The 25378-nt window shown below is 40.0% G+C and carries 29 protein-coding genes and 2 pseudogenes; 23 read left to right on the top strand and 8 right to left on the bottom strand.

What is annotated here, in order from left to right; all coding sequences use genetic code 11:
* Positions 1-927 precede the first annotated feature (927 nt).
* A complete protein-coding gene (locus PUW25_RS12815) occupies positions 928-1221 on the top strand; it encodes a hypothetical protein (RefSeq protein WP_076314030.1) in 294 nt (97 codons plus the stop codon).
* Between the two features lie 145 nt (positions 1222-1366).
* Here the strand turns inward: PUW25_RS12815 and pdxR are convergent, their stop codons facing one another.
* A complete protein-coding gene (gene pdxR / locus PUW25_RS12810; protein WP_274338622.1) occupies positions 1367-2794 on the bottom strand; it encodes a MocR-like pyridoxine biosynthesis transcription factor PdxR in 1428 nt (475 codons plus the stop codon).
* Between the two features lie 212 nt (positions 2795-3006).
* On the opposite strand from pdxR, the gene pdxS reads away from it, so the two are divergent.
* Complete coding sequence (gene pdxS / locus PUW25_RS12805) at positions 3007-3888, top strand: pyridoxal 5'-phosphate synthase lyase subunit PdxS (protein ID WP_274337132.1); 882 nt, start codon at positions 3007-3009, stop codon at positions 3886-3888.
* 268 nt (positions 3889-4156) lie between these two features.
* On the top strand, positions 4157-4540 hold the full coding sequence (locus PUW25_RS12800) for a MarR family transcriptional regulator (protein WP_274337131.1): 384 nt from the start codon (positions 4157-4159) through the stop codon (positions 4538-4540).
* A 57-nt stretch (positions 4541-4597) separates the two neighbouring features.
* On the opposite strand, the gene yeiL is transcribed toward PUW25_RS12800, so the two are convergent.
* Positions 4598-5269, bottom strand: coding sequence for a transcriptional regulator YeiL (yeiL, locus tag PUW25_RS12795; RefSeq protein WP_083656206.1), 672 nt, complete (start codon positions 5267-5269; stop codon positions 4598-4600).
* 77 nt (positions 5270-5346) lie between these two features.
* On the opposite strand from yeiL, the gene PUW25_RS12790 reads away from it, so the two are divergent.
* The 6 genes from PUW25_RS12790 to PUW25_RS27505 all read left to right on the top strand — a co-directional run bounded on the left by PUW25_RS12790 (position 5347) and on the right by PUW25_RS27505 (position 8509).
* A complete protein-coding gene (locus PUW25_RS12790) occupies positions 5347-6048 on the top strand; it encodes a YjjG family noncanonical pyrimidine nucleotidase (protein WP_274337130.1) in 702 nt (233 codons plus the stop codon).
* Entirely contained in the window at positions 6045-6689 is a 645-nt protein-coding gene (locus tag PUW25_RS12785; RefSeq protein ID WP_274338375.1) for a YczE/YyaS/YitT family protein, read from the top strand. Before PUW25_RS12790 ends, PUW25_RS12785 begins: the two co-directional genes overlap by 4 nt.
* Positions 6690-6769: 80 nt before the next feature.
* A complete protein-coding gene (locus PUW25_RS12780) occupies positions 6770-7648 on the top strand; it encodes a PhzF family phenazine biosynthesis protein (RefSeq protein ID WP_047911811.1) in 879 nt (292 codons plus the stop codon).
* A gap of 167 nt (positions 7649-7815) precedes the next feature.
* Entirely contained in the window at positions 7816-7962 is a 147-nt protein-coding gene (locus PUW25_RS27515) for a hypothetical protein (protein WP_420799950.1), read from the top strand.
* Positions 7963-8163: 201 nt separating this feature from the next.
* Entirely contained in the window at positions 8164-8421 is a 258-nt protein-coding gene (locus tag PUW25_RS27510; RefSeq protein ID WP_420799983.1) for a DDE-type integrase/transposase/recombinase, read from the top strand.
* Positions 8381-8509: an IS3 family transposase gene (locus PUW25_RS27505; RefSeq protein ID WP_152557715.1), complete on the top strand. Its 129-nt coding sequence runs from the start codon at positions 8381-8383 to the stop codon at positions 8507-8509. Before PUW25_RS27510 ends, PUW25_RS27505 begins: the two co-directional genes overlap by 41 nt.
* 28 nt (positions 8510-8537) lie before the next feature.
* On the opposite strand, the pseudogene PUW25_RS12770 reads toward PUW25_RS27505, so the two are convergent.
* A pseudogene (locus PUW25_RS12770) lies at positions 8538-9530 on the bottom strand (IS110 family RNA-guided transposase); the annotation flags it as partial.
* Between the two features lie 358 nt (positions 9531-9888).
* Between PUW25_RS12770 and PUW25_RS12765 the strand changes: the two are divergent.
* Together PUW25_RS12765 and PUW25_RS12760 are read left to right on the top strand one after the other, a co-directional pair.
* A complete protein-coding gene (locus tag PUW25_RS12765) occupies positions 9889-10482 on the top strand; it encodes a chloramphenicol phosphotransferase CPT family protein (RefSeq protein WP_274337128.1) in 594 nt (197 codons plus the stop codon).
* Between the two features lie 236 nt (positions 10483-10718).
* The gene (locus PUW25_RS12760; protein ID WP_047911810.1) at positions 10719-10991 is read left to right on the top strand and encodes a DUF2277 domain-containing protein; all 273 of its coding nucleotides are present in this window, start codon (positions 10719-10721) and stop codon (positions 10989-10991) included.
* A gap of 238 nt (positions 10992-11229) precedes the next feature.
* Here the strand turns inward: PUW25_RS12760 and PUW25_RS12755 are convergent, their stop codons facing one another.
* Entirely contained in the window at positions 11230-11826 is a 597-nt protein-coding gene (locus tag PUW25_RS12755; protein WP_047911809.1) for a TetR/AcrR family transcriptional regulator, read from the bottom strand.
* Positions 11827-12007: 181 nt separating this feature from the next.
* On the opposite strand from PUW25_RS12755, the gene PUW25_RS12750 reads away from it, so the two are divergent.
* Positions 12008-12646 carry a DJ-1/PfpI family protein gene (locus PUW25_RS12750; RefSeq protein ID WP_047911808.1) on the top strand — a complete coding sequence of 213 codons (639 nt, stop codon included), beginning with the start codon at positions 12008-12010 and terminating at the stop codon, positions 12644-12646.
* 134 nt (positions 12647-12780) lie between these two features.
* Here the strand turns inward: PUW25_RS12750 and PUW25_RS12745 are convergent, their stop codons facing one another.
* Positions 12781-13809, bottom strand: a complete 1029-nt coding sequence (locus tag PUW25_RS12745) for a sensor histidine kinase (protein ID WP_047911807.1) — start codon at positions 13807-13809, stop codon at positions 12781-12783.
* Complete coding sequence (locus PUW25_RS12740; RefSeq protein WP_274337127.1) at positions 13806-14477, bottom strand: response regulator transcription factor; 672 nt, start codon at positions 14475-14477, stop codon at positions 13806-13808. Before PUW25_RS12740 ends, PUW25_RS12745 begins: the two co-directional genes overlap by 4 nt.
* A 186-nt stretch (positions 14478-14663) precedes the next feature.
* Between PUW25_RS12740 and PUW25_RS12735 the strand changes: the two genes are divergently transcribed.
* Positions 14664-15431: an ABC transporter ATP-binding protein gene (locus tag PUW25_RS12735; protein WP_047911987.1), complete on the top strand. Its 768-nt coding sequence runs from the start codon at positions 14664-14666 to the stop codon at positions 15429-15431.
* Positions 15418-18615, top strand: a complete 3198-nt coding sequence (locus PUW25_RS12730; protein ID WP_274337126.1) for an alpha/beta hydrolase — start codon at positions 15418-15420, stop codon at positions 18613-18615. The genes PUW25_RS12735 and PUW25_RS12730 overlap by 14 nt, the downstream gene beginning before the upstream one ends.
* Positions 18616-18786: 171 nt before the next feature.
* Here the strand turns inward: PUW25_RS12730 and PUW25_RS12725 are convergent, their stop codons facing one another.
* Positions 18787-19203, bottom strand: a complete 417-nt coding sequence (locus PUW25_RS12725; protein ID WP_047911805.1) for a MerR family transcriptional regulator — start codon at positions 19201-19203, stop codon at positions 18787-18789.
* Positions 19204-19235: 32 nt separating this feature from the next.
* On the bottom strand, positions 19236-19625 hold the full coding sequence (locus tag PUW25_RS12720) for a VOC family protein (RefSeq protein WP_047911804.1): 390 nt from the start codon (positions 19623-19625) through the stop codon (positions 19236-19238).
* A 108-nt stretch (positions 19626-19733) separates the two neighbouring features.
* Between PUW25_RS12720 and PUW25_RS27500 the strand changes: the two are divergent.
* The 9 genes and pseudogenes from PUW25_RS27500 to PUW25_RS12680 all read left to right on the top strand — a co-directional run.
* Positions 19734-19913 (top strand): annotated as a pseudogene (locus tag PUW25_RS27500) (RHS repeat-associated core domain-containing protein); the annotation flags it as partial.
* A gap of 180 nt (positions 19914-20093) precedes the next feature.
* Positions 20094-20387, top strand: coding sequence for a hypothetical protein (locus PUW25_RS12715; protein ID WP_238546358.1), 294 nt, complete (start codon positions 20094-20096; stop codon positions 20385-20387).
* A gap of 200 nt (positions 20388-20587) precedes the next feature.
* Complete coding sequence (locus tag PUW25_RS12710) at positions 20588-21229, top strand: hypothetical protein (RefSeq protein ID WP_047911802.1); 642 nt, start codon at positions 20588-20590, stop codon at positions 21227-21229.
* A gap of 125 nt (positions 21230-21354) precedes the next feature.
* Complete coding sequence (locus tag PUW25_RS12705; protein WP_052511935.1) at positions 21355-21852, top strand: helix-turn-helix domain-containing protein; 498 nt, start codon at positions 21355-21357, stop codon at positions 21850-21852.
* 145 nt (positions 21853-21997) lie between these two features.
* Entirely contained in the window at positions 21998-22588 is a 591-nt protein-coding gene (locus PUW25_RS12700) for a hypothetical protein (RefSeq protein ID WP_047911801.1), read from the top strand.
* Between the two features lie 101 nt (positions 22589-22689).
* Entirely contained in the window at positions 22690-23265 is a 576-nt protein-coding gene (locus tag PUW25_RS12695) for a hypothetical protein (protein ID WP_274337125.1), read from the top strand.
* A 199-nt stretch (positions 23266-23464) separates the two neighbouring features.
* The gene (locus tag PUW25_RS12690; protein WP_052511931.1) at positions 23465-23923 is read left to right on the top strand and encodes a polymorphic toxin-type HINT domain-containing protein; all 459 of its coding nucleotides are present in this window, start codon (positions 23465-23467) and stop codon (positions 23921-23923) included.
* Between the two features lie 11 nt (positions 23924-23934).
* The gene (locus PUW25_RS12685; protein WP_052511929.1) at positions 23935-24240 is read left to right on the top strand and encodes a hypothetical protein; all 306 of its coding nucleotides are present in this window, start codon (positions 23935-23937) and stop codon (positions 24238-24240) included.
* Between the two features lie 708 nt (positions 24241-24948).
* Entirely contained in the window at positions 24949-25263 is a 315-nt protein-coding gene (locus PUW25_RS12680) for a hypothetical protein (protein WP_047911798.1), read from the top strand.
* The last annotated feature ends 115 nt before the right edge of the window (positions 25264-25378 follow it).

The following is a 25378-nucleotide window of genomic DNA, read 5'->3' as shown; positions in this document are numbered from 1 at the left end:
TTCTTAAAGGTCAGCAGAATGACTGTTAAGAGGCTTTATTGCTTGTTAAGGGCTTGTCTGCATCGGCATTATGGACTTGAATGAGCCTCTGTTTAATCTTTCCCATTCACTGTCGGACGGCATTCTGCAGTAAAACTGAATAACTTAAAAACACTTAAACAAGCCTGTCTTTATACATAGACAGGCTTGTTTATACTTTTAATATATCAAGTTAAACGAAGAGTAACTTATCATCGTTCGACCGTTAGCCCACGTACACTTTTAAGTTCAATAGCCCTGTAAGTCCTGATATAATCGCTTCAAAGCTTTTAGTCAACCTAGAATTTAAGCTGCCTCTTGATAACGAAGATTTTCTGAGTACTACTGATGGTTGTCGACTTTTTGAGCATCCTCAATTTGGCTCTGAAAATGATATATATGTCTTAGATGAAGTGTTAACACAGAAAGAAATTATTAACTCAAACTATGGGAAACCTGAACTTCTAAATGTCGCTTATATTTTACAAGATTACATTATCATGAATCTACAAGAAGCAGAAGAGGGCAAACCAACCTACATGTATGTGAAATATTGTTATTCGCCTGTAGAATATATGAGAAGTTTGAATTGCGACTTTCAAACATGGTTAGATCGATTTATAGTATAAATACTGGGATTGGTTATAAGAATGTACTTTGGAGCAGCTTCATCGGCCGCTTTTTTAGTGTGAAGAAGAAACCTATAGCCCCTCATTTGCTCCCGAAACGGACGATCGGAGGATCAGGATAGAGCCTGCAGAGTTTTGTCCTACGGGGAATGCAGGAACTTCACGCGCTGATCCGATCCTTTCCCGAGCGGGGGATTATAGTTGTTCATTAGAACAATAATTTAGTTTATCCATATTGAATAGATTGAGATCAGAGAAGAAGATTCTGAAGAGGTGTATAATGTCAGGCTATCCTATTGAATACCGATTTGAAAAAGGATACTTTCTTATTCATTACTCAGCGACTAAATATAGAGAAGGGGATATCGCTGTAGTTAAACTGTTGGATCGGCCTTTTAAAGATAAGGTAGAAATGATGTTAAACACAAAGAATTATGCTTGCGCAACAAAAGTAGAGTTTCTAAATTTTGATCCAGTAACGAATGAAAAACCAGAGCTACTTTCAGTTGGTCGTTCTATGGAGCAAAGCGAGTTTGATAGGATGTGGGATACGATGAATGGATATTTTGGATAGGTAAAACTACTATGTCGGGGGATAAGAACATATTCCTATTGAGAGTCGCAAATTTTGCGGCTTTTTAGTTTTATATCCCCCTCTACAATCTCATATCGAGACACAAACACAGCAAAACAATTATGCGATACGATGTCACATTACCTCATACATGAGATCGTGTTGCATTTCTTAATCTTAGTACGCCTTCTTTTAATTCAGGATCAGATAAATGTGCAAAAGATAAATAAATACCATGTTTCTTGCTTAGAGCTGTGGAAGTACTGACTTCCGAGAATATAACCCCTTCTGTTCTTGCTAAAGTCCGGAAGGTATAATAACTCGAGGAATCCCCTTTCCACCAACCAAAAACGTGAAGTCCCGCTTCGTTTTCCACCCAATCAAACCAAGTGGAGAGCTCCTGTTTTAATAGTTTAAGTAACAGATGAAATTTGCGACTATACAAGCGATTCATCCTACGCAGATGCCGCTCATATTGACCACTTGTCATAAATGCTGCTAAAGCTCGCTGCTCTAATAAATTTACTGGTCTAGGTTCATATAATGCTTGAGCTTTTCTAAATGTATCAGACAATGATGGAGGAAGAACGACATAACCAAGTCGCACTTCAAATGGTAATGTTTTGGTAAAGCTGCCAATGTAGATTACGCGTCCATCTTTATCCAGTGTTTTCAGAGGTTCTACATGCATTCCTCGATATCTGAATTCACTATCGTAATCATCCTCCACAATCAAAGCATCATGACGATGTGCCCAGTCAAGCAAGGTTCGTCTGCGTTCAAGGCTAAGCATTTCACCAGTAGGAAATTGCCTGGATGGCGTGACAAATAACATACGAGCATCCCAATCTTGAGGAACAATTCCTTGACCATCAAGATTGGCTTCAATCAACTTCGCACCCGTAGCCAATACAGCCTGAGAAATTCCGACGTAACAAGGGCTTTCTGTCACCACATGATCACCAGGATCTGCAATTAATTGCGTAAGAAGTGCTATAGCTTGCATGGAGCCTGCAGTCACAGCGATCTGATTCGAATCGACTTGGATTCCCCTCATCCTTCTTAGGTAGGCAGCAATCGCTTCTCTCAATTTTGGCTCTCCCAACGAGTCCACAGTTGCGTAAGTTGTATTGGAGTAATGCTCTCGATGCCGTACCTCCGCATACAGTCGATTGTTCCATTCATCGTAAGGAAATTTGGTCAAATCGGGCTGATATTTGCTAAAGTCAATTAATGCTTCACTTGTTAAGCGGGTAACTGTTGATTGTGTATGTCTTTGAGGTGTTGTTTGCACAAGCTGCTCTATACGATTTCCCCAAGCGGATAAGTGCTGCGTGCTATATTGGGTTGTATTCTCCTCCTTGTTAAACTCACTTTGATAAGCAACAAAGGTACCTCTTCCATGCTGTGAATGAAGATAACCTTGAGAAGTTAACATATCATAGACTTGATTCACGGTTCCTCGAGAAATTTGATACGTTGCAGCTAATTCTCGTGTAGATGGCATCTTCTCACCGTGCAAGAGATTCCCCTCATGAATAGCTTCACGAATGGCATGATACAGAGCCTTCATCTTGGTATAATGGCGGTTTAAATATGAGCTATAAGCTGCATGAAATTGCATATGACCTCCGTAATTAAGAAAGTGGTACAATGAAATTATAAATTATTGGATCTTTTTAATTGTCAGTTTCCCCTTTATATTAATCCATAGATTCAAGTCAATCAAGAACTAAAAAGAGCTGCGATTAGATTGTTAAACATGGTATAGGGGGAATAGAAGTTATGAGAACAGGTACAGATCGTGTCAAAAGAGGGATGGCTGAAATGCAAAAAGGCGGCGTCATCATGGACGTTATGAATGCAGAGCAAGCAAAAATCGCAGAAGCGGCAGGGGCAACTGCTGTTATGGCTCTTGAGCGCGTTCCTTCCGATATTCGCGCAGCGGGCGGTGTCGCTCGCATGGCAGATCCAACGATCATTGAAGAGGTTATGAAGGTGGTCACTATCCCGGTGATGGCTAAGGCGCGTATCGGTCATTACATAGAAGCAAAAGTACTGGAATCCCTTGGTGTAGACTATCTAGATGAAAGTGAAGTCCTTACACCTGCGGATGAAGTATTCCATATTGATAAACAGGAGTTCACTGTACCGTTCGTATGTGGGGCCAAAGATTTGGGGGAGGCTCTTCGCCGTATTGGTGAAGGGGCATCCATGATTCGTACAAAAGGTGAACCAGGAACGGGTAACATTGTGGAAGCAGTCCGCCATATGCGTTTGATCAACGGTCAGATTCGTAAAGTGCAAAATATGTCCAAGGATGAGCTCTACGCTGAAGCTAAAGTTCTGGGTGTGCCTTACGAGCTTCTGTTTGAAATTCACGAGAATGGTAAGCTTCCTGTCGTTAACTTTGCAGCCGGCGGTGTTGCTACTCCGGCAGATGCTGCACTAATGATGCATTTGGGAGCAGACGGAGTCTTTGTTGGATCTGGTATTTTCAAATCGGACAATCCTGAGAAGTTTGCTCGTGCCATCGTTGAAGCAACAACACATTATACGGATTATAAACTGATTGCCGAAGTATCTAAGAACTTGGGTACCCCTATGAAAGGGATTGAAATTTCTAAACTGACTGCAGCAGAACGCATGTCTGATCGCGGTTGGTAAGAGGAGAATTAGAGTCACGCATAACCAAAAATCAAACTAAACCCTTGGAACTCGTTTCCGAGGGTTTTTTCTACATGCACTAAAGAATCAATGTTTGGATCTAGATCATGATCGGCAGCGATTAAAGGAAGGAAAACCACAACAACAAAGACAAGACCGATATTCAACGCCTTTTATGAAGGAGGATGGTAATCGGATACTTACAGAAAAATGGAGAAATTCGAATTATATACTTGTAAAATGCAAATATATAAAGAGGTGAGCTTAGATGGAAGAAAGTCCGAGAGAACTACTACAAGTGACTGCACGCCGATTCGGCCTTCTGAATAAGAATTGTTGTAGTGTAGGGACTAATGAAATATCAATGATCCAAAGCCATATTCTTTATGAAATTGATCGACAGCATGAACCATCTATGCAGCAGATTGCAGATTCACTCGGTAAGGATATAACTACATTTGGCCGTCAGGTGCAAACGTTGATTAAAAAGAATTTAGTCAAGAAAACAACACATCCCGAGGATCGTAGAGTATATATTCTACATCTTACGACCGAAGGGGAATTCGTGGCTACGACGATTGATGAGAATATGAACAGTTACTTAAATGAGTTTTTCTCTTTTATGAATGCTGACGATTCTTCAATTCTATAATTGAGTTAAATCAACGACTCCAATCTGATACGTTATTTTCATCGAACATATAATAAATTAATCTTTTTTTGAACTCATTCTTTCTAACTTTTCTTTATTAATGATAAAATATTCCCTGCCTTGTTTTTCTAATATTCCTTCTTCACGAAATTGGTTAAGTGTGTATAATAGATGTCGATAGCTTCCCCCCACGTATTCTGCTGTTTCGGTATGCTTCTCTTGAAAGTATCCATTATTTTCTATTTCTAGAATATATTTTGCCAATCGATTTTTAAATTCATAATCCTGCATAGCTGTATAATGATCAGTTCTTTTAAGTAATTTATTACCTAAATATTTTGATAAATTATGGAGGAAAAGATTGTCATTTAACAGATGCTCTTTCGATGAAGCCAATGGAACCGCTAAGCATGTGCAGTTATTTATAGCCACAACATCCTTTAAATTCTTTTCAACCTCAATCAAAGATAATTCACCAATAAAATCATCTTTCTTTAGAAACTGAATCAGCGCACGTTTTCCATTTTCGTGTACTAAATATATTTTTGCCTTCCCATCCAATAATAAAAATAGGTACTGAATATCTTCATCAAAGCGCACTATATATTCATTAGCAGAAAACTTACAAACAAAAGCCTGATGTAAAGCTGTTTTCGGAAAAGTTTCTTGAATATCATTATATATATCCACAAAATTTTCAGCGTAATCCTTTAAATTAATTTTCTCCATTTTATCACCTCTATATGAGATATCTCCTATTATTATATTTTTACTTTAGATATATTACTACCTAGAGGTGGTTAGGGATGAACAAATACAAACATATTATTTTTGACTTAGATGATACGATACTTGATTTTCATAATTCAGAAGAGAAGGTTTTAAAACAAATTATTACACTGTATGAGTTACCTTATAACAAACAAACCATTGCATGTTATAAGTACATTAATGATGGATTATGGCATCAATTAGAGGAAGGCTTGATTTCTCGTGATGAAGTGCTGTCAACGCGGTTTTCGCTTTTTTTGAAGGAATTTCATATAGATGAAAACGGAGCAAAAGTTGAAGCTATGTACCGAGAGCATTTAAACCAAGGTCATTTGGCCGTTACCCATGCACATGAATTATTAAATGCTCTAAGTAAGCAAGATTATAAATTATACATTGGAACAAACGGTGTAGGAAAGACTCAAAGAAAAAGTTTAGAAGATGCCAAGCTACGAGGATATTTTGAACAACTTTTTATCTCAGAAGAAATTGGTTATGAAAAACCGAATCCCCATTTCTTTTACTATATTTTTGATGCCGTGCATATAAGCCGCAAAGAACAAGTTCTAATGATAGGTGATCGTTTGACATCAGATATTCAAGGAGCGATCAATGTCGGAATAGATTGTGTGTGGTTTAACCCTAAGAAAAGCATGCCTAAATCATGTTCACCAAAGAGCACATATACAATAACAAATTTAATGCAAATAATGGACTTAATAGAGGAAGAATCATGAAAAAAGTAATTCCATCAATCCTACTCTATATAGTAAGTGCTATTGGCATTAGTCTTACATTAAAAGCCGATGTTGGAGTAAGCAGTTTTAATGCGATGAATTTATCTATATCTGAGTGGACTTCCATCAAAGTTGGTACAATTACATTCATTGCAAATCTCATTTTTCTAATCGGATATATCTTCCTTTGCGAAGAAAAGGATTATAAAAAATTCACTTTGATGTTCATTTCCATCTTGTTCTTTGGAATGATTATTAATTTCTTCCTCTATACTATTTTCGGTACGATTCACGTAGAAAATTATTTAGTAAGAATCGGACTTCTTATTTTCGGTTTGATACTAGCCGGTGGATCAACAGGTATTATTCTATCATTAGATATTATTCCTTTTCCTATTGAAAGTTTATGTTTACGAATAGCTGAATTAACAAAACGCTCTTTCTCTCAGTATAGATATTGTGTCGATCTATTCTCTATTGTTATATCAATAACAATATCACTACTATACAGTTTACCAATCAATATCCGTGAAGGAACGATTATCAGCTTCTTCTTATTGTCCGGCATTATTTCTTATACACGATTGAAATTTGCCAACTATCAGCAGAAACCAAAAAAAGGGGAATATAGCGCTAATTAGCCCTATAACTGCGACTTACCATGGAAGTGGGAGAGATTGACTGGGATAATCATTACACATCCGTTGAGGAGGAGAGGAACATGAATGTGGAAGTGTATACGTTAAATGCGTTTGCGAAAGGGGACCGTGGCGGTAATCCAGCTGGCGTTGTCTTGGAGAATGGCCTTTCGCTGGATGATACCGAGAAGCAGCTCATAGCGAAGGATTTGGGCTTTTCGGAAACGGCCTTTATGGAAAAATCCTTGCTTGCGGATTACAAAATCCGCTTTTTCACCCCCACCAGCGAAGTTGATCTGTGCGGACACGCCACGATTGCTGCATTTGGACTAATGCGTTCGCTGGGTTTGGCAGAGGAAGGGGCCTTCTATAGGATAGAAACCAAGGCAGGGATATTGGATGTCGATATTAGCTCGGAGGGTCTTGTTTATTTGTCACAGGCTTTACCACAATTTCTTGAAAGGATATCCTGTGAGGAAATCGCCCCATCTTTGGGGATGGATGCCGAGGATCTTGAAACCGGGTTGCCCATCCAGATTGTTTCGACGGGGCTTCGGGACATTTTGATCCCGATTCGCAGTAGGAAGCTTTTGAATGAGGTTCAGCCCAATTTTGACGCTATAACCGCCATAAGCAAAAAATATGATGTGGTTGGATATCATCTGTTCACACTGGATACTCCAGACGATGCTGCTGCGGAATGCCGAAATTTTGCGCCGCTGCACGATATTCCCGAGGAGAGTGCGACAGGAACATCCAACGGTGCCCTGCTCTGCTATTTGTACCAACATGGCCAACGATCTTTGCGGGAAGTAGAGCACGTTATTTTCAGGCAAGGGTATTCGATGGATTGTCCTTCTGAAATTAAGGCTGGATTGCGCCTGAGCGAGAGCGGTGAAATCAACCAGGTTCGGGTTGGTGGTGCGGTCGCTGGCATTGAACGAAGACAAATTATGATATAAGCGGAATCAAAAAGCCTGTTTTTAGCCTGAACTGCACCCCTTAGAATGGACATTGGAAAAACCCCTGGGTTTAACCGATGAAATTCTAGGGGGTGCATTTTTGTATGGCGATCAAAGGTCAAAAGTTTAGGACATATTCTGAGGAACTCAAGTTGGAGGCCATTCGTATGCACGTAGAAGAGAAATGGACCTATCGACAAATCAACGACCATTTCGGAATTCAAGATGAGGGGCGGAAGAAGCGATGGATGCGTCATACGTCTGATGCAACAGCTTGGCCTTCAGGCCAGCATTCGCCGGAAACGTCGATTTAACTTGACATATAAGGCTGCTCGAACGTGTAGCTGAGAATCTGCTTCAAAGGAAATTTACTGCCGAAAAACCAAACCAGAAGTGGGTGACCGATGTGACTCAATACGGGTTCGCGAGCGTTGGCTCTATCTTTCAGCTGTGAAAGATCTGTTTAACAACGAGATTGTGGCCTACGAACTTAGCCACGGAATGACAATGATTTGGTGCTTCAAACCTTTGCCAAAGCGTTCTCTAAGCAAAAAGACGTGACTGAATTGATCGTTCACAGCGACCAAGGATTTCAGTACACGTCTCATGCCTACCACGACATGCTGCCAAAGGTTGGCGCCCAAATCAGCATGTCTCGCAGGGGCAATTGTCTAGACAACGCCTCTATGGAGAGTTTCTTCTCGCATCTCAAAACGGAAGGACTCTACCCTTATGATTATACGAAATATGCTAGAGGCACAAAGGAGAATTGAAAAATATATCCGATTTTACAACAAAAGACGGCCACAGCGTAAATTAAAAAAACTGACGCCGATAGAATTTCGACGTCAGTTTGGATAGGTGTTTTTTAATGTCCACTAAACGGGGTCTTGACCAGTTTTTCCTCGGATCTTTTACATTCGTAAAATTCTTTCATTCGAGTGTTGCGAGATCGGATCAGACCACACTGTACCGCCATAACAAGTGCATACCGAAGCTGCCTGGAACCACGTTTAGTGATTCGATTCCGAGTTGCTGTAAACTTACCTGAAGCAAAAACACTGGGGTCTATGCCTGCAAAGGCAACCAGTTTCTTTGGATGGTCAAATCGGTCGACTTCCCCAATTTCGGATAAAATTGTTGCTGCAATTTTAGGGCCAATACCGGGAATTGACTTGGATTAAATCATACTCTTCAATCTCAGTAGCCAGGGCATCTATGGTCTGTTCCAACATAGCAAGATGCTCCGGGTACTGAAGAATAAGGCTGATTAAGATCTTAAGATTGATGAGGTGGCTCTCATACATGGTTTTCCGAAAAATGAGGTAGGAAACTCATGTAAGAAGCGAAGAGATACGTTAGAATACATAGCACTAAAAACACCTCTATACGCTGGGAAAACCTGATCCAAAACAGCTTGGAATTGCAGCATTGTCTGCACGGCCATCTTAGAGAAGGACTCATGTTGGCGCGTCAGATAACGCATATTGAGCAATTGGACACCTCTTTTTTTGATGGGTTCGAATTCCTCCCTATAGTACAGATCGCCGAGAAGAAGAGCGTCGGCAGCATCTGTTTTTACTTTACGAAGGTTTGTTTTTCGAAACCGCTTAGAAATGAGCGGATTGATTACGATAAATACATAGTGATGTTCCTCTAGAAATTGACAGACAGGGCTTTGGTAGTGCCCAGTGGCTTCCAGAATGATTGTAGGCCGATGACCTGATTCACGTTCGATGTCCTGAAAAACTTGAAGCAATATCTCAAGCCCATCCCACGTATGTTGGAAATAGAAAATTCCTTGGTATGGTTTTCCTCGATCTAAGAAAGCTTGTCCGTTACTTTCTTCTTTAGATATGTCTAGCCCGATAACAGGGTTCATTTTATCTCTCCTCGAAATCAATTAACCGGTAGCCCCAACGAACTCCTTGTCGCGCCACAGCATCGCATGTGATACGGGATCGATGTCCCAACCAGCCTCAAACATGGTTATGACAAGTAGGGGTGAACTTTATAGCGCTCGGGATCTGGTCCCACGGGCAGGTGCGTTCGACACGGCTACATTTAATCCTTTTAGTTAATGCAAAAAGGATCAACCAGAAAGAATTGGTTGATCTCATAATACGATGGGCAGGATTGCTGAATCATTCCTCGAATATTTTATCACTTGGATAATTTTAAAAAATTGTTAGGATAAGTTGTCTGAATGAAACGCAAATCAATAGATAAGGGTGATTCATGTGAAGCGAGGACTCATTGTGTATTTGAACGGAACGTCAAGTTCTGGAAAGACCTCCTTATCAACTGAACTGATAAATCAAAAAGAGATTCCTTTTTACCATTTATCAATTGATGAGTTTTTTAGTAATTACAATGATTTTGTTAATAACAAATTTCCAGATGAACCTCCAAGAGGAATAGATCATCAAGTTGTCTCGCAAATAGTTGATCATTCCATATTCTCAGTGTACCTTTCTACAATTAAATTGTTATCCGAATTAGGTTTTAATGTAATCGTAGATACCGTAATCCCAAATGACAAGTCGTTTAATGATTTTTATGATGTACTTATTGATCATCCTATATTGTTTGTAGGGGTACGATGCTCGAAAGAAGAACTTACTAGAAGAGAGCAGGGCAGGGGAGATCGCGCGATTGGACTTGCCCACTCCCAGTTCGACTACACATATTCATATGATGAATATGATCTTGAAGTGAACACGGAAGAGCTCAGCCCAGTTGAATGTACCGATAAAATATTAAGTTTTATCAAGTCCGATCAGGATTACTCTGTGTTTAAGAATTTAAGTAAAAGAGAGATTATTGTTTCATAGAAGGTGAATCATCAGATAACGACATATTCAAGCATTGGGGCTATTGCCCTTCGGTCTGCCCGCATTTCGAAATAAACTAACGGGAAACTTTAGCTCAATACAGCAAAGGGCAGTTTGCCGGTTAGCAGCCGCTTCTTTTTTTTATATGAGAGGTTGAGTAACTACAGGAATGAACAAACTATGTTATGCTGGATACAACAAAGTGCGTTCATTTCAAGAAAGGGGTTTAAAATGCCATGTGCCGAAATATCAAGACCTTATTCAATTTCGACCCGCCTGCGACGGAAGAAGAAATTCAGGCTGCAGCGCTGCAATTCGTAAGGAAGCTCTCGGGCTTTAACCGTCCTTCCAAAGCGAACGAAGCGGCGTTTAACCAAGCGGTGCAAGAGTTCACCGTCGTTGCACGACAGCTGCTAGATTCTCTGGTGACTCAAGCCGAACCTCGCAATCGAGAGGTCGAGATCGCTCGGGCCCGGGCACGGAACGCCAAGCGATTCGGAGAATCCTGAGTGGGTATAGAGTGAATCGCATTAGAGTTATGTGATTATTTATAAATTATGTAAATTAGATGCTATATGCAATTACTACAGAACATCATGTAGACAAGCTAGTAAATGAGTAGTCCGATTGCCGAAAAGGACAAGAACATGAGCCGATTACCGGTTAGATAAATATCTAACTGGAATTTAATGATCAAAAGGAAAAGGCCGCAGATGCGATTCGGCGGCCATCCTGCGGCGAGAGAATTCAATTTCTCGTTCGATATTTATCAATCTCACTTAGCAACCGATTAATGTTAGAACGGATATGTGAATTGTCTTCGTACAGTCTACTCAACATGACTCCGCCCTCAATTACTGAGGTTATATAGATGGAAAATTCTTCCACCTCTATCTCTTCTTTAAACTCCCCTTGTTCGATCCCCAACCGAAGAAGAGAACGGATTAATTCCAAAAAACTACCCATCGCTATTTGCGCCTTTTCCTTTAATGCAGGATGAGCGTCATCACTCTCGATGGCTGTGTTTAGAACGGGACAGCCCCCTGCAAGCGGGGGATTATCATAAGCATCCTGATAGACTGAAATAACGGCAGACAGTTTTTCAAAAGCCGTCTTTTTGTTCGCCATCGCATCCACGAAAGATGCTCTCAATACCGTTGCAGCATGTTCAAACGCTTCTAGGGCTAGCTGATCCTTATTCTCGAAATGATTATAGATTCCGCCCTTTTGCATACCGGTGACACGGGTCAGATCCGAGATAGAGGAGCCAAAGTACCCTTTCTGATTGAATAAAACGGCAGCTTGTCGGATGATAAAATCCTTGGTCTTTTCTCCTTTTTTCAACGCCATCCCCCTCAAAAAAAAACAATCGTTCGTTATTTTGATTATATATCAAATGATGCCTCTGTAAAGAGTCGTAAATGTATATAGACGGTTCATGAAATTTATGGTAATTTATATAACGAACGTTCGGTTTTTTTGTGGTGTGCAAACATTTCAAATCAAAGAGGAGTGATTGATTCTTATGAAAAAACAATGGTCGGTAGGTATGCTCGTATTTGATCAGGTTGACGCTTTTGACTTCGTTGGTCCGTCTGAGATTCTATCAGTTACGCGATACAGTGCTCAAGATGTTCAGAATATGATCTTTGGCTCAGCGGATGAGCAGCCTAAGCCATTTTTAGTTCATACGGTATCAGAAACAGGGGGAATCGTTACGGCCAGCAATGGCCTCCGCATTATGGCCGACTACAGCATTGAGAATGCCCCCCAATTTGATATCGTTTTGATTCCAGGCGGTTTCCAGCCGATAATCCGCAAACTGATCGCAAATACAAGGGTGATCCAGTGGATCACCGATCAAACTGTAGAATTGATGACATCTGTCTGTACGGGTGCATTCGCTTTAGCTCAAGCGGGGCTGTTAAATGGGAAAAAAGCAACTACCAACCGAAAAGGACTGGACTCCTTCCAGAAGTATTTTCCTGAAGTCACGGTAATTCAAGATCAAAAGTTCGTAGATGAGGGGAGCATTATTACTGCACAAGGACCAGATGCGGGGCTTCACTTAGCTTTTCATCTTGTCAAAAGACTATTGGGTGAAGAAGTGGCCCTCATGACAGCAGATACAGTAGAGTATGATGGATATGAAAAAGCTTTTTAGGTCGATTTCGATTCGATTGTGGCCAGCGAATTAGCCAAAAACCCGGTTTATGTTCTTGTCATCCGAGAACAAGAACTGACCGGGGACAAGAACAAAGACCCATTGAAAGTCGCTAATTAAGTGTATGTGTGAAATTAAATATAGTGATAGATGCTACGCGATTTAGGGAAGATTATTGCAAGTTCCGTATATTGACCCTCTTCTGATTGCACAGTTAGCGAGTGGCCAAGTTTGATTGCCATCTGATTGGCCAGGTATAATCCCATGCCAGTAGAGCTAGTATTTTTTCTACCATTAGAACCAGTAAATCCTTTGTCAAAAATTCTGACCAGCTCTTCCGGAAGAATACCAATACCGGAATCCTGGATCAATAGGCGCTTCTCTCTCGTATTTTCCTCAAGAGAACAGATAACGGAACCTCCACGCTCTGTATATTTCAAAGCGTTGGTGACGATCTGGTCTATAATGAATCCAAGCCATTTAGTGTCACTGTAAACCGTTGTTTCTTCTTCCCACATGGTGAATCGGATTCGCTTGGCGACGAACATCTTAGCATACTTCCGGACACTGGCCCGCATGATTTGATTCAATGAAACCTCTGCAATCAGATAATCTCTTGAGAATGAATCGATCCGGGAATAATAGAGTGTTTGTTCTACATAATGATCAATTTTGTTTACTTCATCCTCCAGCTTGTTCACGAGCTCTTCTAAAGAACTGATTGTATTATTTCTCAACAGTAGATGACATGCTGTTATAGGTAGCTTCACTTCATGTATCCAAGATATGATGAAGTCATGAAAGTCCGTTCGCTCCTCATGGAAAGTCTGGTCTGCTTCCAATTTGGCTTTATGGAGCTTTCTGGCCAGAGACATATACAGTCTCTGTTCATGACTTAAAGACTTAGGGATTGCAGCAAAGAAATCGTTTCCGCCATTTTTGATTATTTCACTCAGTACTTTATAATGTCCGTAGCGGCGAGTGAATCCGACGGCCAGATATACTCCTATCAAAGTAAAGCAACCTAACAAGTTGTAAAGAATATCCTCAGTGTCATACCTACCACCTGGACTGATAAACATCATTAAGCTGGTAAAAAGCATCATTGAAACAGCCAGTATAATAACAGAAAGCTTATCTTCTAAGTATTGTAAAAGACTCATTTAATTATATACCCCTCACCTTTGATCGTCGTTATGAATTGATTCTGTCCCAATTCCATTAGTTTTTTTCTGATACGCGTCATATTCACGGTTAATGTATTGTCATCTACAAAACTTTCATCTTCCCACAGACGTCGCATCATTTTCTCTCGACTGACAATTCTTCCTTTGTTTTGCATCAAAAGATTTAAAATTCGAAACTCATTTTTCGTAAGTTCGGCCGTTTGTGCCCCGCATAACAGCTTTCCTTCATTCAGGTTCAATATCACACCGTTATGCTCAATTACATTTAGGACAGAATCTGTATAAGAGTATGTTCTACGCAGCAACGCTTTGATTTTAGAGATGAGGATCTCGTCATAGAAGGGCTTCGTGATGTAGTCGTCTCCACCCATATTGATCGCCATTACCATATCCATGGGAGTGTTTCGGGAAGAGAGGAAGATAATTGGGACTTTGGAGACTTCTCTGATCCTACTGCACCAATAGAATCCATCATAAACTGGCAGATTAATATCTAGAAGCACCAGATGAGGTTGTTCTTTCACATATTGCTGCTGGACCTGATCAAAATCGTTACAAAGAACAGCTTCGAATCCCCATCTCTGAACGGTCGCTCCAAGCATTTCTCTTATCGTCACATCGTCTTCTATAACCATAATCTTCACACTTGTTACCTCCAATTAGGTTAAGTCCATCTCATTATACCTTTGTTATATAAAGGAAACATCTCTATTATACAAGGTGACAAAAGTGTAAGTCTGCTTACGGAAAACGTAAGTCAGAACCAAGGTTCCTTGTAAGTGAAGGTGTTATGCTACAAAGTAATTAACAAAGGAGGTGCTATGCAAGAAATGAAAGAGATCGTTAGAATTAATCAATTACAAAAGTCATTCGCCGTCAAAGGAAATGTCATGCCTGTACTGCATGGGATTGATATGAACGTTTATGAGGGGGAATTTGTAGGTATTATGGGGCCTTCCGGTTCCGGGAAAACGACACTGCTCAATATCGTTTCCACAATTGACGAGCCGACCTCAGGAGACGTTGTAATAGATGGGGAAAGTGTGCTGCAAATGAATGAAGCTCAGTTATCCGAGTTTCGCCGATCGAAGCTAGGATTTATTTTTCAAGACTATCATCTATTAGATACGCTAACTGTCAAGGAAAATATAGTGCTTCCTCTTGCTCTGGCCAAGATGGACGTGAAAGAAATAGAGCACCGAGTTGAGGCAATCGGGAATCGGTTTGGCATAGAAAAATTGATGGATAAATACCCTTATCAAATCTCTGGCGGGCAAAAGCAGCGTACCGCAGCATCACGGGCAATCGTTACCGATCCGAGACTAATCCTGGCGGATGAACCGACAGGAGCCCTAGATTCACGTGCAGCAACAGATTTGCTGGAAACCATGAATGATCTGAACAGGCAGGAGTTTGCCACGATTCTTATGGTTACACATGATGCTTACGCAGCAAGCTATTGCACCCGAGTGCTCTTTATTAAAGATGGCGGTATTTTCGCAGAGCTAGTCAAAGGCAACATGACCAGAAAAGAGTTTTTTAAAAAGATACTTGATGTGCTGAACGTGCTCGGAGGGGATGCAAATGACGCTGTTTGATCTGGCAAGGAAAAATATTCAGGGTAATTTCCGAAGTTACTTCGTTTATTTTTTTTCCATGTTTGTAAGTACGGTCATTTTTTATATTTTCGTTTCTCTTCAGAATAGTACAGAAATCATCAGATCAATTGAATCATCGGAAAGTATGAAATCTATTTTTTTCATCGCCTCCATAGTCCTGATATTGTTCGTTTCAGTGTTTATCTTGTATTCGAATCAATTCTTTACCCGGAAACGGAAACAGGAGGTGGGGCTTTACGCGCTACTGGGGTTACCTAATCAAACGATTGGGAAACTACTGTTTTATGAAAACCTATTGATTGGTACGATTGTGCTGGTCTTAGCAGTTATGGTTGGAACCCTATTATCAAAGCTGTTCTCCATGATGTTGGCGAGGTTGCTCGGCGTTAATGTCGACATTAGCATTTCAATTTCATTTCCAGCAGTAGCAAGTACAGTCATTGTGTTCATGATCATTATTCTGATTACGTCACTGCAAGCTTACAGACTGATTTACCGATTCCGGTTGATCGAGTTGTTTAGGGCAGAACAGGAAGGTGAGAGTGAATCGCGAGCTTCCATCATTTCTGCGTGTGCTGCGGTCCTTATCTTGTCAATCAGTTATGAGATTGGTTTAAGGGAGTTCACAAATACTGAACAGATACTAACCAACCTAGGAATGATGACGGTTGGAATCATTTTGGGCACTGGACTTATGTTTTCATCATTTGTCATTTTTATGCTGAGATTGATGAAAGGCCGTAAGCAGCATTACTTTAAAGGTATGAATTTGGTTATTACCTCAAATCTTGTATACCGGATGAGGGGCAATGCCCGTACGTTCACCATCATTTCCATCTTGTCGGCATTGGCTTTATGTGCATTTAGTTTTGGATTGAGCACCTACCACACCTACGAACATTCGGCGCGTTTGGCTGCTCCATTCAGCTACATGTTTGTCAGTCAGGACGAAGCTTTCAATAAGCAAGTGGACGATATCATCAAAAGAGATGCCGAACATCCTGTTACTGCGCAGGTGGAGATTTCAGTCGTTCAACTTAACGGTTATTCTTCTAATAACGAAATTATATCAAACAAACAGCTAGCCAATAACGAGCAGCCCATCAAAGTGATATCGATGAGCGGATATAACCAAGCTGCAGAAGCACTAGGCATTCCCCAAGTTAATGTAACGGAAAGCGATCAAGCGATCGCAATTCGCCCGATGTTTACCGAACATGAGTGGGCAGATTATGATTATGAAACCATCTCTCTGCAGCTGTCCTCTCAGCAGTTAACCTTGGCTTATACAGATATGACGATTGAGCGAATCGTGAACTGGAGCTATCCGGATAACATGATCGTAGTAGCTGACGAATTATACAAATTCGTAGAACGGCAAAGTACGCCTGTAAATTATATTGGATATGCGGTAGAAGAACAAAAAACGACGAAAAAAACCTCCGATACGCTTGCCGACATAGCAACACCGGAATCCAAGATGTCCTCGTACTATGCCGAGTATCGTGTAGGAATTGAAAATGCGGGGTTGAATGTATTTATTCTTGGTTTTCTTGGGCTTGTGTTCCTCCTTGCATTGGGTAGTGTCCTTTATTTTAAGCAATTGACTGAAGCTACAGGTGATATTTCCCGCTATGATATTCTCAAGAAGATTGGTGTGAGTAACAAGGAAATCAGAACGTCCATCATCAAGCAAAACGCTGTAGTTTTTATGCTCCCGCTGCTTGTTGGAATAGTCCACTATGTTGTCATTTTCACCTGGATGAGAAGGTTGTTCGGAGGATTGGGAGGCATCAGCCTTTTGGAGCCGATACTGATCTGTATAAGCATCTTTTTGGTGATTTACATGTTCTATTTTATATTGACCATAGGATCGGTCAGCAAACTCCTCATCGGGGAAGCATTACATTCCAGCCGTCTCGCTTTACTTGGTATAGTAGCAGGTATCCTAATACTCGTTGGATTCCTCGTCTGGTTGGCTCCGGAACCACTGAAAGAAGCTGAAGATCGAGGTACAAGCGATGTTCACTTTGATCTACCTAAACCGAAAGGGAATTACGTGATCGGCGTTACAGAGCTTCACTTGGTGGACACGGAAAGAATAGATCCATGGGTGAACCAACTCCAGAGGGAACTCATGATCAGTATTTGGTATCCGGCTGAAAAAGAAAGCGAACAGCGGGCAGCATATATGCATGAGGGTGCGGCTATGCATTACGATGAAGAAGAAATCCCATCGATTGGTCTGGATCCTGGGACGATTGATTTATCGGGCATTGATACGCATGCATGGCTGGATGCACCTGCAGTTGCTAAAAAAGGAGGATGGCCAGTGATTTTCTTCTCACCAGGAGGCACTGTACCACGAAGTTTTGGCACTATTCTAGTTCAGGAGCTGGCTAGCCAGGGGTATGTTGTTATCACAATAGATCACACACATGAATCTTCTGTAGTCGAATTTCCCGACGGGCGGATTGTAAAGGGAACATTACCGGAGATTAATGCTGAAACGGTGCTAAAGATGATAGAGGTACGAGTTGATGATGTGCGATTTGCATTGGATCAATTGGAGGAGATGAGGACCGGGAGTAATATCGATGCAGAGCAGAAGGGATTGCCTCAAGGGTTGCCTGAAACGCTTGATTTGTCAAAGGTAGGCATTTATGGGCACTCCGCAGGAGGTGCGACAGCGGCTCAAACGATGTATGAAGATGATCGGTTCGATGCGGGAATTGATATGGACGGAACTTTAGGGCATATGCCTAACCATCCACTTCCCGTGGCTCAACATGGTCTAGATCGTCCCTTTATGCTGCTTAACTCCGGTATCAATGATGAGGGGAAAGTGGACTCGCATTTGACTGCTGAGGACCGGGGTATGTTCTGGAGCCGAACAAGCGGATGGAAATTCGATTTAAGTATACCGAACGGAGCGCATTTTACCTTCACTGATTATCAGTACCTGTTACCTCAGATTGCGATGAAGCTGAGTCTCTCCAGGCAGGTGATCCATCAAAGCATAGGACCCGTTGATCCTCAGCGAGCGCTTGATGCTCAGAGGGAATATGTATCCGCGTTTTTTGATTATCACTTAAAGTCTATCTCGCAGCCCTTGCTAGAGTCATCTAATTCATCATACGCAGAGGTTAAAATAATTAAGTAGTCTTACGTGAAAGAGAGAAACAGTACAAACAGTATCTTAAGAAATGTAATACGAATTGTGTTTCTCATCGGTATACCCGTCGTAATACTCAAAATTCGGCTTTGAACCAGCGCGACAAGACGGCTGTGATTCTAAACAATTCAAAGTGTCGAACGAGCTTATTCATCTTTGCTATTCGGCAGGATTGCAGGCGGTATTGTTTAAGTTGGGATTTACAACGATCTCATGATAATTGTCGAGCTTGTAATCAATAATTCTTTGCGTCTCTATCAATCGTTCAATCTCTTTCTGAATTCTTTCCTTGTGTTCCATTAGTATGGAGACTCTCTGAGGGATAGAGGCAGCGCCTGCTTCGTAAAGATTGCGGAAATGCTTCATCTCCTCCAGAGTCATGCCTGTTGCCTTGAGCCTCGTTAAGAAAACCATGCCCGCCAATTGGCTTTTGCTATACGTTCGGTGTCCGTTTGCTTTGCGGTCGGCATGCGGAAGCAAGCCAATCTTCTCGTAATAGCGGATCGTATCCTCGGAGAGCCCCGTTAATTCGGATGCCTGTTTAATGGAGCTTACAGATTCAGGAATTTCGATCACTTTGCTGCACCTCCTTATCTTCCCATTCTAACTCAAGCAGAGGCCGGTTGATACAATTCTAAGCGTTCTCCGTCCGGCCCTTGGAAGAATATGAATCTGGTTCCGTCCGCCAACGTTACTATTTTTTCGTTAATAAAAGCTACGCCATGCTCTGCAATCCGAGCTGCTTCCTGTTCGACATCCTCTACCGTAAAGGCAATATGGTTCACGGTTCCTTCGTTTGGAAGCTCTGAATTTGTTCTTTCTACCAGCTCGATGATGAGATTCGCTTCCCCGGGAAAACCTAAAAATCCAAGACGTACGTTAGGATTAGGCTGACGGATTTCTTTAAGCTCCATGCCGAGCACTTTCTCGTAAAATGCAGAGCTTTCGTCGATGCTTCTCACGACTACGCCTACATGCTCCAGTTTTTGAACTCCCATATTTCGCGCCTCCAAGAAGTGGAATTTACTTGCATACTGATAATGATACAACTTGGAGTACACTCCAGATCAAGAGTAAAATTGATATAATGGCGATGACTTAATGATGCAGGAGAGTATTGGGACTCCTCGACCAATCTCCAATATCGGAGGGCTCGCTGGTATGATCCGAATATAGGGCGTTTTATTAATGAGGATACGTATGAAGGGCAACTCAATGATCCTATAACTCTGAATATGTATACTTACGTGCTCAATAATCCGTTAATTCATATAGACCTCAGTGGTATGTGTGTAGCTGGTAGGGATGCTGGTTGTTACGTAGATTCATATAGTGGCTATGACGGATTAATAAACAATCCGCAACTCGAAAACAACTCCAAAATGTGGGGAGAAATTCAAAGGTATATCCAGAAATATTGTAATAATAGTACATGTGTATCGAAACAAAAGGAAATGCAACTAAGATTGGAGAAGGCAAACGATCGAATCCGTAATAATGCATGTTCTTATGTGGATTGTTATATTGGTGATGCAAGCTTTATACTTCAAAGTGGAAAAGCAATTGGTGTGAGGATAAAGGTTCAAATAGTTGAGCCTGGATCGAACGCTTGGGATAAAATATGGGATTCATTTATGCCAACAGCTTATGCTGCTGAGCTGCCGCCAAGTTATATTGGAAAAAATAGTTTTGGATATATTGAACATTATTACCATAGCAATGACCATGCCTGCAGGTCATGTACATGTAATAGACAATAAAGGGAATGTGGTAAGGGTTGGACAAAATGTGTAAACCAATTGAAGGTGAACCGGAATTAAATAGGGCTCAATCATTGCTTGTAACCCAGTATCGAGCACAAATAAGAAGTTCAATCTCGCAAATTATGAAATGGTATAGGTACAATAATCCAAATAAGTACAGGTGATGTTAATAATAATAAAGGTGGTGTATTCTTTAAGTGAAAGCAACAGAAGAAATGATTGCCCTATTGAAAGGTAATCATATTCAAGGTGATGACTTGGTACTTCAAGTAAATCAGCTACTTGGATGTATGGATTTGAATGAACAGTTGGGTCTGCACAGAGTGTTATCACCACAAGCAATTAATCGTTTGCATCCAGTTTTAGACAAAATGACTATACATCCTCATTTAAAAGAACATCTAGTATGGTCGTATTTTTATCATCGTCTATCTGGATTGGATTCTCTTTCAAATGAACTTATGCAGGCAATGTTAAATGAATACTCTCAAAATAAATTCCTTGCTGTTGAAAGTTTGTTTATCAATGCATTGAAGAGCGACATTATTTCTTTAAAGCAACTTGAAATTATAGAAAAGATTTTTTCAAGTAAAGCATTTATCAAAGAGTCAGCCGCTTTCAAATGTCGGGAAATTGTTAGGGCAGGAAATAAATTAAAGCCAGTAGAAATAACAATGTTAATCGATATTAAGGCATTTAAAACTCTTGATTATGCTTTAGATAAAAATGCTGTAACAGATGAAGGGCTGAAAATGTTTACTGAACCACTTAATTCGGAACAAGACAAAAAATCGAAGCTTTCTTTATTCCGAAAAGCCCAGAATCATTTATCTCAATAGTATTGCCTTAGAGCCACTTGCGATTTGTCGGGGAAAAAACATATTCCCATTGAAAGTTGATATGCTCCCATCATAGTAGATAGTAGAAAAAAACTTCTACCGCTACAATGATGGGAGTTTTTCTAATGTCAAAAAGAAGTCCTATTTCCTTAGAAGTAAAATTACAAGCCGTTCAGCGTTGTCTTGAACGTAGGTCAAATCCAAACTATGAATCAAAACAGCTTAGAATTAGCAAGGGTACGGTTAAGGATTGGATAAGAAAATATGAAGCAGATGGTTTGGATGGGTTAAAAGAATCGAATACGTGGAAATCATATTCAAAGGAATTGAAGCTTGCTGCTATCAAGTATACTAATGAGATAGAATTGAAATCTACACGTAAGGGAAAAGCACTATCTCATATGAACAAAGGACGTAAAACAACTTTTGAAGAACGCATTGAAATTGCACAATATACAATCGCTAATAATTTGGATTATCAAAAAGCGATGGAAAAGTACGGTGTATCTTATCAGCAGGTGTACGCTTGGGTTCGTGAACAGGAACGTTTAATGTCGGGGGACAAGAACATATTCCCATTGAAAGTCGCTATTTTAGTGACTTTTTTTATGTTATCGGTATAAGTTCGTAAAAATCTATTTACTAGTTGAAAACGTTTTCTATTTATAATATATTTATATTATTGTAAAATTGTAGAAAAGGAGGGGGGTTCTACAATACTGGTTCCAAGAAATAAATTTTGCATAATACTTTAGAAAGGGTGTTTTTATGTTAAGTACAAACAAAAAAACAATAAGAAAACTCATACTGTGTCTTGTTTCTATTCCTTTAGCGTCCTCCCTTTTTTCTGTAGAGGCAACTGCACTTTCTTTTTCAGGTGGACGACCGAGTGCAAATTTCACAGCTTATTATACAGAGTCAGTTAGCTCATATGGATATGTATCAGCTTATGATGATGCTCGTTTTAGCTGGAACGACACGGCAGATTCTGTGAATATTACTAGAGTATTGAATGCAAATGGAACGCCGGATAAATATTATGTAGGTGTAACTTCTATAGCAACTCGGCTTGGTCAGCAAGAAGGATTTAAAAGAACAAGTACAGGGGGATACATTGCAGCAACTGCGAATGAGACCTGGGCCTATAGTAATGTATCAATATATCATAATAATATAGAGAAATTCGGACTTACTCGCCAACAAATTGTCTCAAATGCTACTCATGAAATTGGACATTCTTTAGCACAAGATCATGTTCCGGATAACTCAACCATAAATTCAGTTATGAGACAGGGAGTTCAAAATATTGGCCCGACATCTTACGATATTATTTCTATTAGAAATAAATGGGGTAATTAAGTAGAAAGGATGAGGAAAAAATGATACGAAATCGACGAAATATAATCTTCTTTTCAATTTTACTAGTTATTATCTTGTCTACATTTGTGTGGACTTTAAACATGAATTCAAATACAAATTCAATAGATACAGGAGCGAGTTTAGTAGAAGAAGAACCTACTTATTCAAATACTGTTTCTATTAGCACAAATTCAATTCGTTTTAATACTGTCGATAATCTTGATCAAGTAGCGGAATTAATTATTGTTGGAACACCGACTGAAACTTTTGAAAACAGAAAGCATGTAATAACCAATTATGATGATGGAGCAATACAAGATTTTTATACTTTGACTGAAATAAAAATCGATAAGATCTTAAAGAAACCTGAAGAATTCTCTGAAGAACAGGAAACAATTTCAATAATTGAGCCAGTTAGTTTAGACGGTGATACTAAATTAACAAGTGATGGTTATGTAGAACTTCAGAAGGGTGACCAAAGTATAATTTTCTTAATGAAAAATACCTTTGGAGATTACAGCATTATTAATGATAATCTGGGTAAATTTAGTCTCAATCATAAAGAGAATTCAGTGAGCAGAATTCAAAGTGAATCAGAACGTCAATCTATTGGAGATCAGTCACAACAGTACGAAGAATTCTATTCTCAAATCATGGAAAAGTACAATTTGAAGTAAATCTCAAAAAAATAACAAGGTCAGTTAAACTGACCTTGTTATTTTTATTGTATTCAGATGCCTTAATTTAATGAGAAAGGTAGAGCCGCTGCAGAGGTCGAAGGCTTTTTGTCCATGTGGGCGACCAAGTGATTGAATCGACCTATAACGGGTAGAAGGCAAGGGATGGACGTATGTCAAAGACCTCAAGGTCGGAGACTTGCTTGTTCAGAGTGATGGGAATACACTCAAGATTGACAGCATCGAACTGTTGCACAAACACAAACAGGTAACGGTTTACAACATGACGGTTGATGAGTTCCATACTTACTTTGTCAGTGACCTTGGGATTTGGGTTCACAATTCTAATTGCGAGTGGACCGCTCATGGTTACAAGCATTTTGCTTCAAAGAATATGACATGGAAAGACACCGTTATATCAACCAAAAGTGGTCCTGCTAAATATGTGTTAGGAACAGACGTCGAGGCACTTGAAAGAAACGTATGGGAAAATGGTACTCAAGTAACCAATGGGAAGACTTGGAAGGTAATGAAATTCGATAAAGTCATTGGGGCTAGTGAGGGTGTCGAAACTCAATATGTTCGAGTCGAGTATAGTGGTGGGACTATACACGGTCATCCTATTACTCAAGCCGAATACAATAAACTATTAAAATAGGAGCGATGATTTTGTTCAAAAATGTTAATTTTGAGCCAGGGAAAATTGTCTATAATGATATACAAATAGACGAGCATGATTCAATAGAAAATCAGCTCGATAATTTGAAAGAAGACTTATTTCAAGTTAATTATGATAATAGATTTATTATTGATATTGGATGGTTTCCCTCTTTCTCTAAGGATGGACATTTCAGAGTTGTGATAATTGAGGATTTTGAATGGGAAAAACCAATATACCAAAAAATTTGCCGCACAGTAGTTGAACTTAAGAAATATATTGAAGAATCAGTTACTGCTGTTAAATCAAAACTATAATATTAACTTGACCTTGGGGGCGGTAATCCTCAAGGTCTTTCTTTTACCTCCACCCAGTGCCGAATGAATCGGGCGGTACACCTTCAAAGAACTTAACCCTCATCACCATCGTATGATATTCCTCTAATATGCCTGTACGCACATGCAATGCTTGAATCTTATACCCTAAATAACTATATTCCGTTACGTTGAGGTGAAAAAAGAGCATACATCAGTCTATAATTTTAGAGTAAAAGATTTCCATACGTACTATGTCTCTAATCTGCATATTTGGACTCATAACCAAGACTCTTGTCGCGATTGGTCTTATGGTCCAAAAAATAGTTATGTATACTATGGAATTAAAGATGGAGAGAGGGTGTACGTGGGTATAACCAATGATACAGTGAGAAGAGCAAAAGAGCATGGTGGAAGATTTGATACACTAGAAGTAATAACTGAAACTCCAGTACAAAGAAGACAAGCGAGAGCAATTGAGACTTATGCGAGAAATCTAAACCCTCAATTCCAAAACGCAATGAGAAGTATTGGGACATATCGAACATGGTATGGATCAGCTATGAATTGGGCAGAACAGTGGTTTAAGAAACAATGAGGTGGGTGATACTATGGAGGAGTTTACTGAACTATTATTACAAAAGAAAAGCAGAAAAAAACCACGGGTAGGCGATGTGTTCTCTTTAAGGACGAAAGAAAACTTGTTCTATTATGGAAAAAATTAAAGTAGAACTAGAAAGTACTAACGTATTTCTTCGAGGATGGAATCTAATTCATGTATACGATCATCCTACGGAAACACTTATTGAAACATCGGAGATTGTCGAGGGACAAGAACATATTCCCATTGAAGTCGCTATTTTAGCGGCTTTTTTGTTTTATCGGTACAAGTTCGTGTCCCGAGTCAAGGACAAGAACTTGTACCGATTGCCGAAATTGACAAGAACATGTTCCGATTACCGATTAGATAAATATCTAACTGAATTCTACAGCTATTTCATTAAGCTAACGGGCAGGTTAGTTTAATAAATACATACCGGGACAAATGAAAAGATCGATTCTTATTGAATCGATCTTTTCATGTTAGATTTAGTTTACTAGCAAATAGTGTTAGATGGACTCTCTGTTAGGTGAAAATTGA

Source organism: Paenibacillus urinalis (assembly GCF_028747985.1).
Lineage (GTDB): Bacteria > Bacillota > Bacilli > Paenibacillales > Paenibacillaceae > Paenibacillus > Paenibacillus urinalis.
Note: the sequence above shows the minus strand (reverse complement) of the source record. Positions and strands in the feature narration are given on the sequence as shown.

Coding starts and splice junctions, on each gene's coding strand:
- PUW25_RS12815 (WP_076314030.1), top strand. CDS start 928: ATGTCAGGCTATCCTATTGAATACCGATTTGAAAAAGGATACTTTCTT.
- pdxR (WP_274338622.1), bottom strand. CDS start 2,794: ATGAAGGCTCTGTATCATGCCATTCGTGAAGCTATTCATGAGGGGAAT.
- pdxS (WP_274337132.1), top strand. CDS start 3,007: ATGAGAACAGGTACAGATCGTGTCAAAAGAGGGATGGCTGAAATGCAA.
- PUW25_RS12800 (WP_274337131.1), top strand. CDS start 4,157: ATGGAAGAAAGTCCGAGAGAACTACTACAAGTGACTGCACGCCGATTC.
- yeiL (WP_083656206.1), bottom strand. CDS start 5,269: ATGGAGAAAATTAATTTAAAGGATTACGCTGAAAATTTTGTGGATATA.
- PUW25_RS12790 (WP_274337130.1), top strand. CDS start 5,347: ATGAACAAATACAAACATATTATTTTTGACTTAGATGATACGATACTT.
- PUW25_RS12785 (WP_274338375.1), top strand. CDS start 6,045: ATGAAAAAAGTAATTCCATCAATCCTACTCTATATAGTAAGTGCTATT.
- PUW25_RS12780 (WP_047911811.1), top strand. CDS start 6,770: ATGAATGTGGAAGTGTATACGTTAAATGCGTTTGCGAAAGGGGACCGT.
- PUW25_RS27515 (WP_420799950.1), top strand. CDS start 7,816: ATGCACGTAGAAGAGAAATGGACCTATCGACAAATCAACGACCATTTC.
- PUW25_RS27505 (WP_152557715.1), top strand. CDS start 8,381: ATGATTATACGAAATATGCTAGAGGCACAAAGGAGAATTGAAAAATAT.
- PUW25_RS12760 (WP_047911810.1), top strand. CDS start 10,719: ATGTGCCGAAATATCAAGACCTTATTCAATTTCGACCCGCCTGCGACG.
- PUW25_RS12750 (WP_047911808.1), top strand. CDS start 12,008: ATGAAAAAACAATGGTCGGTAGGTATGCTCGTATTTGATCAGGTTGAC.
- PUW25_RS12745 (WP_047911807.1), bottom strand. CDS start 13,809: ATGAGTCTTTTACAATACTTAGAAGATAAGCTTTCTGTTATTATACTG.
- PUW25_RS12735 (WP_047911987.1), top strand. CDS start 14,664: ATGAAAGAGATCGTTAGAATTAATCAATTACAAAAGTCATTCGCCGTC.
- PUW25_RS12730 (WP_274337126.1), top strand. CDS start 15,418: ATGACGCTGTTTGATCTGGCAAGGAAAAATATTCAGGGTAATTTCCGA.
- PUW25_RS12720 (WP_047911804.1), bottom strand. CDS start 19,625: ATGGGAGTTCAAAAACTGGAGCATGTAGGCGTAGTCGTGAGAAGCATC.
- PUW25_RS12705 (WP_052511935.1), top strand. CDS start 21,355: ATGTCAAAAAGAAGTCCTATTTCCTTAGAAGTAAAATTACAAGCCGTT.
- PUW25_RS12700 (WP_047911801.1), top strand. CDS start 21,998: ATGTTAAGTACAAACAAAAAAACAATAAGAAAACTCATACTGTGTCTT.
- PUW25_RS12695 (WP_274337125.1), top strand. CDS start 22,690: ATGAATTCAAATACAAATTCAATAGATACAGGAGCGAGTTTAGTAGAA.
- PUW25_RS12680 (WP_047911798.1), top strand. CDS start 24,949: ATGGAAAAAATTAAAGTAGAACTAGAAAGTACTAACGTATTTCTTCGA.